Raw genomic sequence first — 16,946 nt, 5'->3', positions numbered from 1 at the left:
ACGTGTTCAACAAAGTACTGATCGCCAACCGCGGCGAGATCGCGCTCCGCATCGTCCGCGCATGCAAAGAACTCGGCGTGAAGACGGTCGCGATCTTCTCCGAGGCCGACCGCAATTCGCTTCACGTCCGCATGGCCGACGAATCGTATTGCGTCGGGCCGCCGCAATCGGCGCGCTCGTACCTCAACATACCGAACATCATCAGCGCGGCGGAAGTCGCCGGCGTCGATGCGATCCATCCGGGTTACGGGTTCCTATCGGAGCGCGAGACCTTTGCGGAGATCTGCGCGTCGCACGGTTTCAAGTTCATCGGGCCGCCGGCAGCGGCGATCGCGCTCATGGGCGACAAAGCATCGGCGAAGAAGCGGATGGAAGAAGCGGGAGTACCGGTGATCCCCGGCTCCGGCATCGTCGAGTCGCTCGAAGACGCGAAGACGTTTTGTCGCACCGTCGGCTACCCCGTGCTCATCAAGGCGACCGCGGGCGGCGGCGGCAAGGGCATGCGCATCGTCGGGCGCGAGGCGGATCTCTCCGCCGGGCTCGAGACGGCGAGCGGCGAAGCGCAAGCGGCGTTCGGCGACGGCCGCGTCTACGTCGAGAAGCTGCTCGTCCATCCGCGCCATATCGAAGTGCAAGTCTTGGCGGATGAGTTCGGCCACACGATCCACGTCGGCGAACGCGACTGCTCCGTGCAAAAGCCCGGACACCAGAAACTGCTCGAAGAGGCGCCCGCGCCTCGCCTGCCGACCGAAGTTCGCGAAAAGCTGTGCTGGGCGGCCGTGCGGGCGACGCGCGCCGCGGAGTACGCGAACGCCGGCACGCTCGAATTTCTCGTCACCGACGACGGCAATTTCTACTTCATGGAGATGAACACGCGCATCCAGGTCGAGCATCCGGTGACCGAAGTCGTCTACGGCATCGATCTCGTACGCTGGCAGATACGCATCGCGGCCGGCGAACGGCTCACCGTTCGGCAAGAGGACATCAAGCCGCGCGGCCATGCGATCGAATGCCGCATCAACGCGGAAGACGCCGACAACAAGTTCGCGCCTGCCGCGGGCAAGCTCGGTTCGGTGTTGCTGCCTGGCGGACCCGGTATCCGCGTCGACACGCACATCTTCTCGGGCGCCGAAATCCCGCCGTACTACGATTCGCTGCTCGCCAAGATCATCGCGTACGATCGCAACCGCGCGAGCGCGATCGCTCGGATGCGTCGCGCGCTGTCCGAGACGGAGATCAAGGGCGTGACGACGACGGTGCCGATCCACGAGCGCATCTTGGAGTCGCCGTCGTTCGCCGGCGCGAACACGCACGTGACGTGGCTGCGCGAAGAAGTGCTGCAGCCGCCCGCTGCCTGAGATCGTATGGCCTTAGAACGCCGCGAACACCGCGTCGCAGTCGAGATCCTCTACGCCGTCGAGATCGGGCGGCGCCCGCTCGATGACGCCATCGCCCAGGCGCGCAACGGCGTCGGCGTTTTCGCGCGCGGCGACGACGCGGCGGCCGAGGATCCGTACGAGCCCGTCTATCCTGCGATCGACAAGCGTTCCGATGCACCGCGCGATACCGACTGGACGATCGTCGAGATGCTCGTGCGCGGCACGCTCGAGCGCCAAGCGGTGCTCGAAGCGCAGCTCGAGCCGTTGCTCGAACGTTGGACGCTCGAACGGCTCGCGGGCGTCGACCGCTTGATACTCTATCTCGCCGCGTGGGAACTCCGTTACCGGCCGGAGGCTGAGACGACACACGTCATCAACCATGCCATCGAACTGGCTCGCCGCTTGTCGACTGAGAAGAGCGCTTCGTTCGTCAACGCGATCCTTGACGCGCTCGCGAAAACGCGGCCATCGGTCACGAGATGAAGCTTATCTATCGCAGGATCGGCCGGGTCGCGATCTGGGTGGTCGCGATCGTGCTCGTCCTCGCCGTCGGCGCCGGCATCACCGCCCTGGGCATCATCGCCGCCTACGGCAAGAACCTGCCGGACATCTCGCGGCTATCCGATATCGAACCCGCAGGGACGACGCGCATTCTCGCGCGCGACGGAACGCTGCTCGCGCGGCTCTACGACAAGAACCGCGTCTACGTGCCGATCACGCAGATCCCCACCGTCATGCGCGAGGCGATCGTCGCCAGCGAGGACGAGCGCTTCTACAGCCATTCGGGCGTCGACATCCGCGGCATCGCGCGCGCGGCGCTCGCCAACTGGCAGCACCAACAGATCGAGCAAGGCGCGAGCACGATCACGCAGCAGCTCGCGCGCAACATGTTCCTCACCGACGAGCAGACGATGGGCCGCAAGATCCAAGAGGCGCTGCTCGCGATCGAGATCGAGCGCTACTACACGAAGGACGAGATCCTCGAGCGATATCTCAATCTCGTCTATTTCGGTGCCGGCGCGTACGGCGTCCAAGCCGCCAGTCATGCGTATTTCGGCAAGGACGTGAGCCATCTGACCCTCTCCGAAGCGTCGATGCTCGCCGGGCTCGTCGCCGCGCCTTCCTTATATAACCCGTACGCCAACCTCAAGCTCGCCCGCGACCGCCAGCAGCACGTGCTCGACCGGATGGTCGCCAACGGCTTCGTGACCGAGGCCCAAGCGGACGCCGCATCCGCCGCGCCGGCCCATCTCGTCGGTGCGAACTCGGGCGGCGTGCTTTCCTACAAATATCCGTACTTCACGACCTACGTCATCGCGCAGCTCGAGAGCATCATCGGGCCGCAGCGTCTGTTCCACGACGGACTGACGGTATACACGACGCTCGATCCCAAGTACGAGACGATCGCGCAGAACGCGGTGACGTCGCTCGTTAAGGAAGGCGCGTCCGAAGGCTACGGCATGCACCAAGGAGCGCTCGTCGCCGAAGACCCGCACACCGGCGAGATCATGGCGATGGTCGGCGGCGTCGGCTTCTCGGCCAAGAGTCAATTCGATCGCGCCTGGCAAGCCCGGCGCCAACCGGGATCGTCGTTCAAAGGCTTCGTCTACTCGGCAGCGGTCGACCGCGGCGTGCCCGTCTCGACCGTGTATCCGGATTCCAAAGTGACGTATCCGGCGGGCGACGGCAGCGATTACACGCCGTCCGACGACGATCATCGATACCTCGGCCCGATCACGCTGCGCAAAGCCTTCGAGCTCTCGCGAAACATCGTCGCCGTCGAGCTGGCGCACGATATCGGCATCGGCAACGTCATCGACTACGCGAGCAGGATGGGCATCACCGAAGATCTGCAGCCCGATCTCTCACTCGCGCTTGGAACCGCGGTCGTTTCGCCGCTCGAAATGGTCTCGGGATACTCGACGATCGCCGACGGCGGCATCTACACGCAACCGACCGGCATCCGCTACGTCGAGGACAAGTACGGCTCGATCGTCTACGACGCGCGCTTCCCCGAACGTCACGTCGCGATGTCGGCGGGTGCCGCGTTTATCATGACGACGATGATGGAGGGCGTGATACAAGAGGGGACCGGCTATCCGAACGCGATCATCGGCCGGCCTGCCGCGGGCAAGACGGGCACCACGTCCGACTTTCGCGACGCGTGGTTCGTCGGCTTCACGCCGCAGCTTGCGGCATCGGTATGGGTGGGCAACGACGACTACTCGAAGATGTACGAATCGTACGGCGGCAACGTGCCGGCGCGCATCTGGGCGCGCTTCATGCGCACCGCGCTCGCGGATCAGAAGGTCGAGGATTTCCAATCGCAGCCGCCCGACGTCCAGGTGGTGCGAGTGTGCGGCAACAATCGCCGAGCGCGGCCGGGGCAAGGCGGTCGCGCGGAATACTTCCTCAACGGCACGGCCCCGCTTGAATATTGCTCGCAGACGGCGCACGTCGCGGTCGGCAGGCACGAGTTAGCCCCGGTGGATCAGTCGACGCCGGCACCGGACGTGACGCTGCCGCCGCAGGCGGAGGCCCCGACGCCGACGCCTTTGGATTCCGCGACGCCCGCTGATGTGCCGGCGACGCCGCCCGTGACGCCGGTGACAGCGCCTCCGCGCGATACGTGACGATGCGATCGTTGTTCGAAGCGCCGCCGGTCGGCGTCGGCGAGTTGTGCCGGCAGATCAAACGCGCGCTCCAAGGCGCGTTTCCACAGCGCGTTCGAGTCGTGGGTGAGATCTCGGGTTGCAACGTCAACCGGGCGAGCGGCCATGCATACTTCACTTTGAAGGACGCGCAAGCGAGCATCGCATGCATCTGCCTCGGCGATCGCTTGTCGCAGATCGACGTCACGCTTCCTCTTCCCGACGGCTTGCAAGTCGAGATCCGCGGTCGCGTCACGACCTATATCCCGCAGAGCAAGTATCAGATCGACGTCGACGACATCGTTCCGGTCGGCCGCGGCGAGCTGCACCGGCGGTTCGAGCAGCTCAAACAGCAGCTGTCGCGCGAAGGGCTGTTCGCCCGCGAACGCAAGCGGCCGCTGCCGGAATTCGTCCGCCGCGTCGCGATCGTCACGAGCCGCGAAGGAGCGGCGTTGGCGGATTTCCTCACGACGTGCCGTCGCCGTGGCGCGCACATCGAGGTAGTCGTCGTCCACACGCCGGTGCAGGGCGAGGCGTCGGCGACGCGGGTCGCGATGGCGATCCGGCGCGCTTCGACGCTTCCGGTCGACGTCGTCGTCGTCGCGCGCGGCGGCGGATCCCTCGAAGATCTGTGGGCATTCAACACCGAGGTCGTCGCTCGCGCGATCGCCGCGTGCGCGCGGCCGGTGATATCGGCGGTCGGTCACGAGACGGACGTGACGATCGCCGACTTCGTCGCCGACATTCGCGCCGCCACGCCGACAGCGGCCGCAGAGCTCGTCTCGCCCGATCGTGCGCGCTTGCTGAAATCGCTCGATGCCAGCGAGGGGCGGCTCATCGGGTCGCTTCGGCGTGCGCTGTCAGGCCTTCAGACACGCGTCGATCGCGCATCGGACGATATCGTAGGTGCGGCCAGCGAAGTCGTGTTCGCACGAGCGCAGCGCATCGACGAACTCGAGGTCAGGCTGCGCACTTCGGACCCGCGTCGGCGGACCGTGGAATTGCGTCGCAGGATCGCGTCGGCCGGAATGCGATTGCGGGTCGCTACGGCGCGCGCGTTCGCCGGCGCCGTCGCAGAGATCGTCGAACTCGAAGAGCAGTTGCGCATCTCGCTCGCGCAGGCGATGCTCGCTCGCACGAACTCGCTGCAAGTCGCAAACGCGCGACTTTCCGCACTCGGTCCGACGGAGACGCTGCGGCGCGGCTATGCGATCGTGTTCGATAAGGGCGGCATGGCGCTGGTCGACAGCACCGCAGCGCGGGTCGGCGATCCGCTCGATATAGAATTGCACCGCGGCCGCCTCGAAGCAGCCGTGACCGCGAAGGAGGATCCTCGTGGCGAAGACGACGAGCAAGAAGAAGCCTGACGACGGTTCCGGCGACGGGCCGAATTTCGAACAAAGCCTCGCGCGACTCGAGCAGATCGTCGAGACCCTCGACGACGGCAATTTGCCGCTCGAGAAGTCGCTCGCGCTGTTCAAGGAAGGCACAAAGCTCGCCCGCGCTTGCCGCGAGCTCCTCGCCGAAGCCGAAGTCCAAGTGAAGGAAGCGTTGCGCGACGTCGAGTCGCCCCGCTCCACCGCCGACCTGGATGGTGAAGAAGACGCCGACGACGAAGAAGACGGTGGGTAGGGAGCGGTCGAGATTTATCTCGACCGCCGCGGTCTAGCCATTGAGAAAATGTGGTATGCCGAGCGAAGCTCGGCTAGAAAAGGGAGCGGTCGACCTTTATGGTCGACCGCCGCGGCCGCTCGATATCGAACCTGACTTCGATGACGTCCAAGCCTAAGACGAACCGCCTCGACGCGGTGGTCGCTACATCCGCATCGATCTCGCGCGAGCGAGCGCAGTCGCTCATCATGGCCGGCAAGGTCATGGTAAACGGGAGTCCCGTTACGAAAGCCGGTGCGAGCGTACCCGACGACGCTCGGATAGAAATCACCGACGACACGCGATTCGTCAGCCGGGGCGGTGAGAAGCTCGAAAAGGCGCTTGACGCGTTCGAGTGGCCGGTCATAGGCTTGCGCTGTCTCGATGTCGGGGCATCGACCGGCGGTTTCACCGACTGTCTGCTTCAGCGCGGCGCCGCATCCGTGACCGCCGTCGACGTCGGCTACGGCCAGCTCGCGTGGTCGCTGCAAAGCGACCCGCGCGTCACCGTCGTCGATCGCACGAACTTCCGTATCGCCGACGTCCGCGAGCTCGGCGCTCCGTTCGATTTCATCACGATCGACGTCTCGTTCATATCACTGACGAAACTGGCCGATCAGCTTCGCGCCTCGGCATCGGATAGCGCGCGGCTCGTCGCCCTCATCAAGCCGCAGTTCGAAGCCGGTCGGGCCGCCGTCGGTCGCGGCGGAGTCGTCCGCGATGCATCGGAGCACGCGAAAGCGATAGAGTCCGTCATGGCGGCGTTTGAAAGCGTCGGTCTAGCGCCGGCGCGGCTCACGTTCTCGCCGATCACCGGCCCTGCCGGCAACATCGAGTTCCTTATCGGCGCAGTTATCGCCGGTGGCGGACGAGCCGATGGCGGCGTCCTAGCACGCGACCTCGACGTGGCGGGGGTCGTCGCGGCCGCTCACGAAACGCTCGTCAGATGAGCGCGCGACGCATCGGCAACCTCGGGATCTACGTCGATACGCGCCGGCGCTCGGCGGTCGACGCGGCGAAGACCGTCATTCGGATCGCCGAAGAAGCCAAGGTCGCTCTCCAGATCAAACCGGACCAAGCTTCGGCCGTCGGTCTGAAAGCCGCCGCTTCCGATGGATTCCCCGCGGGCGCCGACCTCATCGTTTCGCTCGGCGGCGACGGCACGCTGCTCCGCGCTGCGCACCTTGCAGTTCCGCTCGGCATCCCGGTCGTCGGCATCGATTTCGGTCGGATGGGATTCCTCACCGCGCTCAGCCGCAGCGACTACGCGACGATGCTCGGCGGCCTGATCGCGAACGGCGTCGAGACCGAGGCGCGCACGGTGCTTCAAGCGACGCTCGAAAACGGCAAGCGCTTTCTCGCGATAAACGACGTCCATATCGATCGCAAAGAGCACGGGCACACGCTGACGTTCAGCATCGCGCTCGGAGGCGAGCGGGTCGCCGATATCCCCGCCGACGGCATCGTCGTCTCGAGTGCCACCGGCTCGACGGCGTACTTCCTGTCAGCGGGCGGACCGATTCTCGCGCCCGGTCTCGACGCGTTCGGCATCGCACCGATCTGCCCGCACACGCTCTTCTCGCGACCACTGGTCGTCGCGGCAGACGAGACGATCCGCATCGGCGTGCCGCGCGATGCGAGCGGACCCGCCCACCTCTACGCGGACGGCAGACTCGAAGCGGATCTGCAGCCGGGCTCGTCGATCGAGATCGCGCGCGCGCCGTACGCCGCGCACTTCGTGCGCCTCGACGATCGCCATTTCTTCCGCGTCCTCGAGCGCAAGCTGCACTGGGGGACGTCGATCAAGCGATCCGTCAGACACGAGGATGGGAGCGTTGGCCGTCCGACGCACTGACGGTTCCCTGCGGACGCTGACGGTCGAAGGCTTCGGCCTCATCGATCGGACGACCGTCGACCTCGGACCTGGCCTCAACGTCTTCACCGGCGAGACCGGCAGCGGCAAATCGATGGTCATCGATGCGATCGGCTTCGCGTTCGGCGCTCGCGCAGGCGCCGACGTCGTGCGTGCAGGCAGCGCAAAAGCAACCGTGCATGTCGAGGTCGAGCCGAACGCCGTTGCTCGGCGTTGGGCGGACGACAACGGCTTCGCTTCGGACGAGGGCGAGCCGCTCGTCATCGCTCGCGAGATGCAAGCGCAGGGGCGCTCGAGCGCGCGCATCAACGGCCGGCCCGCGACAGCCGCTCAGCTGCGCGAACTCGGCGACATCCTGCTCGACGTCGTCGGCCAGCACGAGCACACGCGTCTCGTACGGCCGGCGCTCCATCGCGAAGCGCTCGATGCGTTCGCAGGAGAACCCGCGACGACAGCGCTTGATTCGGTCCGGTCGCTCTACGCGAAGCGCGTCGAACTGGTGGGTCGGCTGTCGGCGCTTCGGATGTCGGCGGCTCAAGCGGACAAAGCCCTCGCAGATGCTCGCTACGCGGCCGATGAGATCGCCGCGGCGCGCCTGCGGTCCAGCGAGATCGAGGAACTGCACGAGCGCCGAGCCATGCTCGCGAACGCGGCGAAGATCGGCAACGCTTTGCGCGCCGCGATCGCAGCGCTCGACGACGCAGATATCGGTTCGGTTGCGTCGCTGGGCAGAGCTGCAGTCGCGTTGGAAAGCATTGCACAATTCGGCCCTCGGCTGCGCGAACTCGCCGAAAGCACGAAGGGCGTTCAAGGCGCCGCTTCCGATCTTCTAAGCGCCGTTGCCGCAGGCGCAGACGAAGTCGCAGACGATCCGGCTGCGATCGATGCGCTTGAAGACCGTCTGACGCTCATCGAGCGGCTGCAGAAGAAGTACGGCCGAACAATCGAGGAGATCGTCGCCGCCGGCGAGCGCTACGCCGAAACCGCGCGCGGGATCGAAGGACGCGACGAGGACATCGTCGCCCTCGAGCGGTCGCTCGCCGATGTCGAGCGCGAGCTAGAGCACGCCGCTTCGCTTCTTACGAGACTGCGAGTCGCCGCCGCGAAGACGCTCTCCGCGAAAGTTGGAGAGGAGCTCGGATCTCTCGACATGCGCGGCGCTGCGTTCAGGTGCGCGGTGGACCCGAAGGCTGACGGAATCGGTCCGGATGGCGCAGATGAGGTCGAGTTCTACGCCTCGCTCAATGCGAACGAGCCGGAGCGGCCGATCGCGCGGGCCGCGTCGGGCGGCGAGCTCTCAAGGCTGCTTCTAGCACTGAAGGTCGCGCTTGCCGACGTCGACCCGCATCCGATCGTCGTCCTCGACGAGATCGATGCCGGGATCGGCGGCGTTGCCGCGCGTGCCGTAGGTGCGCGAATAGCCGCGCTCTCGCGTCGCGTGCAGGTGCTCTGCGTGACGCACCTCGCGCAGATCGCCGCGCACGCCGACGAACATATCGCTCTCGAAAAGGCGAAGAAGCGCGATCGCGTCACGATCGCGGCCCGGATGATCGACAATCGCGAGGAGTTGCGGATCGAGATCGCCCGGATGCTATCCGGTGACGAGCAAGGTACGGAAGCGCTTCGTCACGCGGAGGCGCTCCTACGCGACGTGAGGTCGGCTTCAAAGACGTAGCAGGCCGAGCGAAGCTCGGCGGTCGACCGTAAAGGTCGACCGCTCCCCAGCACTATCTCTGCGGGGCCGCGGCGGTCGAGATAAATCTCGACCGCTCCCAATCTAATCGGGGCGGTCGTCTAGATCGAAGCGACGGATTCTTCGAGCAGCGAATACGTGCCGTCTTCGTTCTGCTCGAAGTAAGGCACGTGGCCCGAGGGATTGCCCCGGCGATACTGCGGCGGGAAGGCCGAATACGTGGCGTCCGCCCAGCCCGGACACGCCTCGCGCAAGTCGCTCGGCAAGAAGCGGTCTTTCAGGCGCCCCTCGACCCGAGCTCGCCGGATGTCCGCCACGAACTTCGATTGCTGCGAGAGCCCTTTGATCCGGGCGTATTCTTTGCGCCGCGAATCGACGGCGCTGATGAGCCGCTCGAAGTCGGATCGCGCGATCCTCAGGCTCAGCCCGGCTTGCGAGTCCTCGATAGCGATCGACACGACGTCGTCCGTCGGCTCGTCGAACAATGCGTCGATCTTCGGCTTGCGCTCTACGGTGAAATCGATTGAGACGGAGCTTCTCACGGGTCGCACCGCTTTCGATAAGAATGAAAAAGTGCTACGACTCGTAAGAGCCGGCGGCTCGAGGCGCCAGCGCCGTCGAACCATCATTTATATTAATGCCCGAAGTCGACGGCGTCGGACAAAAATAGGGCGGCCCAATCGACATCCAAAAAGGAAGACGGCCGAGCCGCGCTCGACCGCCTCAGACGTCCGCTTGGTTTCCTGGGCTAGTTCGCCGAGGCGTCCGCGTCCGGCACGTTGCCCGCGAGGAGGTCTTCGACCGCTTTGACGAGGCGGCTCGCGTCCGCGGATTTCGCGACGTAGAGGTCGGCGCCGGCGTGCTTTCGCCAGTATTGGTCGTGCGTCTCACCGAGGCCGCTCATCAGGATGACAGGCGTCTTCCCCGAATCGGCGTTGTCCTTGATCTGACGGCAGAGCTCGTAGCCGTCCATCATCGGCATGATGACGTCGGCGACGACGACGTCGGGCTTCTCCGCCGCGAGCGTCTTGAGCGCCGTACGCCCGTCCGGAGCGGTGAGCACGCGAAAGCCGGCTCGGACGAGCGCCAACTTCAGAGCGAAGCTCTGCGTGACGCTGTCGTCGACCAGCAAGACGGTCTTGCTCATCAGGCCATCCTTTCGCTTTTCGCGACGAGCCTTCGCAGACGTGATGCTATAACCTTCGGTTCGGCGAACATCTCAACCGCTCCCAATCTGCCGGCCGCAGCGGGCATCCCGAAAACGACGCAACTCCGTTCGTCTTGAGCGAACGTATGCGCACGTCTGCTGCGCATCTTCAAGAGACCGACCGCCCCATCCCTACCCATGCCGGTCAGCAGCACGCCCGCGCAGCGCGAACGGTACGTCTCGGCTGCGGACTCGAACAGCGCGTCCGCCGACGGCGCGATCCCCTTGCGGTCGTTCGATGCCTTCTTGACTATAAGCCGACCGCTCGGAGCGAACGTGACGTCGCAGCCTGCCGGTGCGAGATACGCATGATGCGGCTGCGGCCGAACGCCGTCATCCGCCAACGAGATCCACATCGGCGTCTCCTTGTCGAGCCAGCGGACGAGGCCGTCGACGAAGGGCGCCGCGATATGTTGGACGATGACGACCGGAGCCGGGAAGCTCTCACCGAGCCCGCGGAGGAAGTCGACGATCGCCGGCGGTCCGCCGGTCGACGCGCCGACGACGACGCAATCGAGGTGCGCCTCGGGCGCCATCGGGATCGGCCGCGCGAGCGCGATCGGTGCGTGCGTCGGTACCGATCGCGTGACCGCGATCGATGCGAGCCGCTCGTTGAGGTCGTCGAAGAACCGCCGAAGTGACGCCGCATCGCCATTGGGTTTGGCGACGACGTCAGTCGCGCCGGCCTCGAGCGCTTGGAAGGGTAGTGAATCGGCGCCCTCGGCCGGCAGCGACGTGACGACTATGATCGGCAGGTTCGCGTGCTCGGTGATATTGCGGATGATGGCGAGCCCATTCTGATCGGGCAGCATGAGATCGAGCGTCATGACATCGGGCTTGAGCAGGCTCGCCATCGACATCGCGTCTTTGGCGGTTCTCGCGACGCCGGCGACGGCCAGGCGGCTATCGCGGCTGATGCCTTCGGAGAGCACTCGGCCGGCGGTCGGCGAGTCCTCGACGATGAGCACGCGGGCCCAACGAGCTTTGCTCACGCGACAAGGCGCTCCACGGTCTCCAGGAGCTGCGTCTCGTTGAACAATCCTTTCACTATATAGGCGTCGGCGCCGAGCTCGAGGCCGCGGCGGCGCTCTTCGTCGCGAGACAGCGACGTGATGAGGACGAGCGGCGTGTCGGCGAGCCTGCCGTCGCGCTTCACGCGCGCGCAGAACTCCCAGCCGTTCATGTTCGGCATCTCGATATCGCTCATGATGCAGTCGAACTTGCGTTGCTGCGCCTTGTTCCAGGCATCGACGCCGTCGACAGCCGTCTCGACGTCATACCCCGCGCTCAGCATGATGTTTCGAAGCAGGGTGCGCGTCGTCAGCGAGTCGTCGGCGATCAAGAGACTGCGCTTCACCGTCTGCTTCTGATGGACGACCGCGCCGCGCGAGCCGCGATCGTGCGCCGACACGACGATATGCTCGCCGTCGAGAACGCACAGCGGGATGCCGTTCCCAAGGATGGCACAACCGGCGATGCCCGCGAGCTGACCGAGCGGTTTCGGAAGCGGCTTGACGATGACGTCCGAGACGCCTTCGAGCGAGTCGACGACCAGCGCCGCCGCGCGTTCGCCGAATTCGATGACGATCGCCGGCTTGACGCCGTCGTGCGTGAAGAAGACCTCGTTGTCGCCGCCTGCGATCGATGCGAGCGGCACGACCGGCATGACCTCGCCGCGGACCGTCGCGTTGATCCGGCCGTCGACGTTGACGACGTCCTCGGGCTTGAGCAGCACGGCTTCGCGGATCTCGGTCTGGCGCAAGCAGACCTCATGCGTGCCCGCTTTGACCGTCAAGACGGACGACGTGAGCAAGCTGACCGGCACGCGCAGCGAGACCCGCATGCCCTTGCCGAGCACGCTCTCGACCGTGTAGCTGCCGTGCAGTTGCGCGATGCGGTCGGCGACGACGTCGAGCCCGACACCGCGGCCGGAGAATTGGTCGGCCGAGCGCGCCGTCGAGAAACCGGGCTTGAACAACAGCGAGACGAGCTTCGCCTCGGTCATCTGCTCCGCTTCGACGGTCGTCGCGAAATTGTTGGCGATCGCCGAGTCGCGGACGCGCTCGAAGTCGATGCCGCCGCCGTCGTCTTCGACGGTGATCGTGGCACTCGAGGTGCCGGTGCTGACGGAGATGCGGACGTTGCCCGATCGCGGCTTACCGTTGGCGGCGCGGACGTCCGATGACTCGAGGCCGTGCGCGACCGCGTTGCGGACGAGATGGATGAGCGGCTCTTTGAGCGCGTCGAGGATGACCTTGTCGATCGGTACGTCGCCGCCGGCGATCGTCAGATCGGCTTCTTTACTTTGATTGAGCGCGACGTCGCGGACGATGCGGTGCATGCCCTGCAGTATCGTTCCGGCGGGAAGCATGCGCAGATCGGCGAGACTGTCGCGCAGTTCCTCGAGTCCGCTCGTGCGGCGCGCGTTGCGCTCGGCCATGCGCGAGAGCGCGGTGCGCAGCTGTTCGCGGCGGCGGCGCAATTCGGACGTCGTCGCATCGTTCATCTGTGCCGCGTCACCGATCGCTTTGCGCCGAGCCTCTTCGATGTCTTCGAGCGCCGAGTCGACGAGCGCCGAGAGACTCTTCAGCTCGTCTTCTTCGACGGTGAGCGCGCGGACGAGCTCGCCGCGCAGCGCGATGAGCTTGTCGATCTTGTCCGCCGGGATGCGCACCATCTCACCGCCGGCGACGTTCTCGACGGCGAGTTCGATCGCGGAGGCGGGCGTCGATTTCGGGCCCTCAGGCGATGCAGTGGGAACCGGCGTGTCGGCCTTTGATTCGCTCGCAGGCTTTGTCGACGCACCGTTCGAGTGTCCGTTGGCCGGCGCCATCTTCGCGAGCAATTCGCGGACCTTCGGATCCTCGGTAGACGTCCCTGAGGCCGTCGACATGAAGACCGTGATCGCGTCCGTGCCCTCGAAGAGCATGTCGAGCTCGCGACGTTCGAGCTTGCGCTTCCCGTCGCGGACCGGAGCGAGCATCGTCTCTAGTGCGTGCGCGATCGCTTCGATGCCCGCCAGACCGACCATCCGCGCCGCACCCTTGACGGAGTGGACGCGGCGGAACGTCTCGTTGAGCGACTCCGCGTCGTCTGGACGGCGCTCGAGGCTCATGAGCAAATCGTTCAAGGCCGACAGATGCTCGTCGCACTCAGCCTTGAAGACGGTTTGCAGCTCGGCCAGCTCGGCCGGCGAGAGTTCCATGTACGCTTAGATCCGATACGCCGCCACGAGATGTTTGAGGCCGAGGGCCAGATCGTTGAGCCGTGAAGTCGCCTCCTGCGTCTGCGCCGTCGCAGACACGGTGTCGCGCATCGCGGCGTTGATCGACGTGATGCTCTGGGTGACCTGCTCGATGCCGTGCGATTGCTGTTTGGCCGCGAGCGCGATCTCTTGCATCGAGTCGACCGTATGCTGGAGCGTCTCGATGATCTCGGCGATCGCTTGGCCGGTCTGCGCCGCGTGCGTCGCGTTCTCGTCGACGTTGCGGCTGCCTTCGATCATCGCCATGACCGACTCGTCCGAAGCGCGCTGCACTTCGCGAGTGAGCGCGTCGATGCGCTCGGTCGCCGTCTTCGATTGGTCGGCGAGCTTGCGGATCTCGGCCGCGACGACCGCGAAGCCGCGACCTTGCTCGCCCGCGCGCGCGGCTTCGACGGCTGCGTTGAGCGCGAGGAGGTTGGTCTGAGCCGCGAAGTCGGCGACGGTGCGCGTGATCGTGCCGATCTGCGCGATCTGCTCGGAGAGATGCGCGATGCGGTCCGACGTCTGACGGAACCGGTCGCGTAGCGCCAGCATCATCGAGACGTTCGTCTCGACGTCGGCGCGGCCGCGCCGCGCGATCTCGGCGCTCTCTTGCGATTTGAACGAGACCGACTCGGCCTGCGTCGCGGTGTTCTGCGATGCCGAGTTGAGCTCTTGGATCGTCTGCGAGATCTCGCTCATGGCGACGGACTGCTGGGTCGCCATGCGCTCTTGTTCTTGGGCGGTCGTCGCGATCTGCATGACGGCGACGGTCGATTCGTTCACGGCCGTCTGCACTTGCTGCAGCGACGCGCCGAGCCGCTCGACCATGTTGTTCACCGCCTCGCCGAGCGCTTCGAACTCGTCTTCGGTCTTCAACTCGACGCGGCTCGTGAAGTCGCCCGATGCGATCAATCCGGCCGTGTTCGAGAGAAGCACCGCGGCATCGCTCACCGCGCGGATCGTGCCGCCGGCGAGGAAGACCGCGATGAGGAGCGCGAGCACAGCCGTCAAGACGAGCGATCCGATGAGCACCCACAGCAGCTCCGTGACGTTGCGCTCGTCTTGCGCACGTTCGTCATCGAGCGCGCCCTGAAGCGCTTGCTGCGCTTGGATGAAGCGGCCCATCTTGTCGCGTTCCTCGGCAAAGCCGCCCGCGACAGCCTTGCGGATGTCGGTCGTGCCGTCTTGCGCCTGGGAGACGATCGACTGGACGACTTGCGACTCGTCCTGCGCCGCTTCGGTCAGCTTCGTCACGGCGTTCTTGACGTTCGTCGGCTGTTGATCGCCGAGTCGCGACAGGTTCGCCATGTCCTTCGGCAAGCTCGTCGAGCCGTCGTTGTACAGCGACAGATCTTCGGTCCTGTTCGACAGGCCCCACTGCGCGGTGCCGCCGATCATCGAGAGGACGTCGAGCCGGACGTTCGCAGCCGCATCGGAGATCGGCTGGATGCCCGAGATGATGTCCGACTCGCGGTCGAAGATCATCCGCGGCAGCGCGAACGCGAGCGCGATCTGCGCCGCGACGACGAGCAGCACGACGCCGAGGATGCGAAGCAATTTGCCGCGCAGCGTTTGCTGTTGGACGGCAAGCAGTTGCTGGATCATATGGGTCCCTCACCTGACAGGTTGAGCTGCGGCGCCGCGGTCAGCGCCGCGACGTCGAGGAGTTGTATGGCTCCACGCTCGCTGGCGTGGATGGAGACGCAATAACGGCCCGGCCGCGTGCTCGATGCAGCCGCGGTGGCCAACACTTCAAGACCCTCGAACGCGTCGACGGCGATCGCGACGCGATAGCCGTTGCCGCCGAGGACGACGCCGTCGACCGTGCTCGAGAGCGCGTCGCCGCGCAGCCCGAGCAGCGGCCGTACATCATATAGTGGAAGCGCTTCGCCGCGCCGGTTGACCAGCGCGGCCATCGACGCCGATGAGAACGGGAGCTGCGAGTACGTCGCATCGCTGAAGAATTCGATAACGCTGCCGATCGGCACGGCGTAGCGCTGTCCGCAAAGAGTGAAGACCGCGGCGTCGGTGCCGGACTTTTCGATCGCGATGACCGTTTCGGCGAGCGTACGAGTGCGGTTCGCGAGCGGATCGTCTGGCTTGATCTCGGCGGCGAGAACCGCGGCGGTATCGGCATCGTCATCCCACGAGTCGGGGACGAGGAGACCGTCGGGATCGACGACCGCGCACAGATCGGGCGCGGCGGCGATGCCGGTGATGATGTTGCCGTTGATCTGCGCGTCGCCGAACAGCGGATCCGGACCTTGGAGAACGCCTTCGGGGACGTCGACGAGCGTGAGCACACGATCGACGATGACGCCGACGTGGCGATCGCCCGCGCTGCGGATGATGATGAGCCGATCGTCGTGCTCGACTTGTTTCGATGCGATCCGTAAGCTGCGCCGTACGTCCGCGACCGGGATCGCTTCACCGCGGACCTTGACCGCGCCGAGGATGCCGGGCTGCTTGCCGGGCACTGTGAAGACGAGCGGCGCTTCGTGGACCGAGATGATGCGCTCGACCGGGAATGCGAGATCGAAGCGGTCGACGCGCGCGAGCAGATGCGACTGCGTGAGGCTCGAAGCCGATGTCGTTTGCGCGTGCCAGGCAGCGTTCATCGTCTATGCCTCCGCCCGCTCGCCGAGCTCGGCGCGCAAAAGCGTCGTCAGCTCGCCCACGGAGAGGTTGTCGAACGGCAGCGCTTCGGTTTCGGGCGGCAGACCTTCGAGCTGCGTCAGCGCGCGCGCGAACGCGAACGCGGCTTGGCGCTTGCGCTCGGTGATTCCGTAGAGGTTGCCGATCTGCCAGAGCGCCGGCACGAAGACCGGATCGAGGAAGAGCGCTCGGCGCAGTTCGGTTTCGGCTTCCTTGAGCGAGTTGCGCGCCATGAGCAGGGCGGCATACAGCACGTGCGGCTCGGGATCGAGCGAATCTGCGGCGATCGCCGCGACCGCCGAACGCTCGGCGGCGTCGAGTTTCCCGGCGCGTGCGTGTTTGATGGCGGTCGCGACAAGCTCGCGCGCCTTCTCGTTCTTGCGAGGTTCGACGTCGACCGCGTTCGCCGATCGACCCTTCGCGACGTCACCATGGAGCGGTCGACCTTTACGGTCGACCGCCGCGGTCTGACCACCGCGGACCGGAATAGAAACCGTGCGACTCGCGGTCTTCTTCTTGGGAACGCTCGCCTTCTTCGGACGCGGCGGCTCGACTGGCGTCTCCCTCAGATACTGATGCGGCATGACCGGG

Annotated in this window: 15 protein-coding genes (1 of these 15 cut by a window edge); 8 read left to right on the top strand and 7 right to left on the bottom strand. The window is 65.8% G+C overall.

All coding sequences use genetic code 11. From position 1 onward, the window contains the following. Positions 1–2: 2 nt before the first annotated feature. From accC to recN, 8 genes are all read left to right on the top strand, one after another. Positions 3–1,358, top strand: a complete 1,356-nt coding sequence (accC, locus tag VFO25_07260; protein ID HET9342693.1) for an acetyl-CoA carboxylase biotin carboxylase subunit — start codon at positions 3–5, stop codon at positions 1,356–1,358. A 6-nt stretch (positions 1,359–1,364) separates the two neighbouring features. Then, positions 1,365–1,862, top strand: a complete 498-nt coding sequence (gene nusB, locus VFO25_07255) for a transcription antitermination factor NusB (protein ID HET9342692.1) — start codon at positions 1,365–1,367, stop codon at positions 1,860–1,862. Then, a complete protein-coding gene (locus VFO25_07250) occupies positions 1,859–4,012 on the top strand; it encodes a PBP1A family penicillin-binding protein (GenBank protein HET9342691.1) in 2,154 nt (717 codons plus the stop codon). Before nusB ends, VFO25_07250 begins: the two co-directional genes overlap by 4 nt. Positions 4,013–4,014: 2 nt before the next feature. Next, on the top strand, positions 4,015–5,397 hold the full coding sequence (gene xseA / locus VFO25_07245) for an exodeoxyribonuclease VII large subunit (GenBank protein ID HET9342690.1): 1,383 nt from the start codon (positions 4,015–4,017) through the stop codon (positions 5,395–5,397). Next, positions 5,366–5,662 (top strand): exodeoxyribonuclease VII small subunit, encoded by a 297-nt coding sequence (gene xseB, locus VFO25_07240; GenBank protein ID HET9342689.1) that lies wholly within the window; start codon positions 5,366–5,368, stop codon positions 5,660–5,662. Before xseA ends, xseB begins: the two co-directional genes overlap by 32 nt. Before the next feature lie 140 nt (positions 5,663–5,802). Then, positions 5,803–6,630: a TlyA family RNA methyltransferase gene (locus tag VFO25_07235; protein ID HET9342688.1), complete on the top strand. Its 828-nt coding sequence runs from the start codon at positions 5,803–5,805 to the stop codon at positions 6,628–6,630. Continuing rightward, the gene (locus VFO25_07230) at positions 6,627–7,535 is read left to right on the top strand and encodes an NAD(+)/NADH kinase (protein ID HET9342687.1); all 909 of its coding nucleotides are present in this window, start codon (positions 6,627–6,629) and stop codon (positions 7,533–7,535) included. Before VFO25_07235 ends, VFO25_07230 begins: the two co-directional genes overlap by 4 nt. Beyond that, positions 7,516–9,228, top strand: a complete 1,713-nt coding sequence (gene recN, locus VFO25_07225) for a DNA repair protein RecN (GenBank protein ID HET9342686.1) — start codon at positions 7,516–7,518, stop codon at positions 9,226–9,228. Before VFO25_07230 ends, recN begins: the two co-directional genes overlap by 20 nt. A 119-nt stretch (positions 9,229–9,347) precedes the next feature. On the opposite strand, the gene VFO25_07220 is transcribed toward recN, so the two are convergent. The 7 genes from VFO25_07220 to VFO25_07190 all read right to left on the bottom strand — a co-directional run. After that, positions 9,348–9,788, bottom strand: a complete 441-nt coding sequence (locus VFO25_07220) for a hypothetical protein (GenBank protein ID HET9342685.1) — start codon at positions 9,786–9,788, stop codon at positions 9,348–9,350. A 206-nt stretch (positions 9,789–9,994) separates the two neighbouring features. Next, entirely contained in the window at positions 9,995–10,393 is a 399-nt protein-coding gene (locus tag VFO25_07215; GenBank protein ID HET9342684.1) for a response regulator, read from the bottom strand. Beyond that, positions 10,393–11,445: a chemotaxis protein CheB gene (locus VFO25_07210; protein ID HET9342683.1), complete on the bottom strand. Its 1,053-nt coding sequence runs from the start codon at positions 11,443–11,445 to the stop codon at positions 10,393–10,395. Before VFO25_07210 ends, VFO25_07215 begins: the two co-directional genes overlap by 1 nt. Next, positions 11,442–13,658 carry a response regulator gene (locus tag VFO25_07205; protein HET9342682.1) on the bottom strand — a complete coding sequence of 739 codons (2,217 nt, stop codon included), beginning with the start codon at positions 13,656–13,658 and terminating at the stop codon, positions 11,442–11,444. Before VFO25_07205 ends, VFO25_07210 begins: the two co-directional genes overlap by 4 nt. A 6-nt stretch (positions 13,659–13,664) precedes the next feature. After that, the gene (locus VFO25_07200) at positions 13,665–15,305 is read right to left on the bottom strand and encodes a methyl-accepting chemotaxis protein (GenBank protein ID HET9342681.1); all 1,641 of its coding nucleotides are present in this window, start codon (positions 15,303–15,305) and stop codon (positions 13,665–13,667) included. Next, complete coding sequence (locus VFO25_07195) at positions 15,302–16,318, bottom strand: chemotaxis protein CheW (protein ID HET9342680.1); 1,017 nt, start codon at positions 16,316–16,318, stop codon at positions 15,302–15,304. The genes VFO25_07200 and VFO25_07195 overlap by 4 nt, the downstream gene beginning before the upstream one ends. Positions 16,319–16,321: 3 nt before the next feature. After that, positions 16,322–16,946, bottom strand: the 3' portion of a protein-coding gene (locus VFO25_07190) for a CheR family methyltransferase (GenBank protein HET9342679.1). It continues 866 nt past the right edge of the window; only the last 625 of its 1,491 coding nucleotides appear in the window; its start codon lies off the right edge, out of view; the stop codon is at positions 16,322–16,324.

This window comes from Candidatus Eremiobacteraceae bacterium (assembly GCA_035710745.1).
In the GTDB taxonomy this organism is placed as follows: Bacteria; Vulcanimicrobiota; Vulcanimicrobiia; order Eremiobacterales; family Eremiobacteraceae; genus JANWLL01.
The sequence above is the reverse complement of the archived record's forward strand: the minus strand, read 5'-3'. Positions and strand labels throughout refer to the sequence as shown.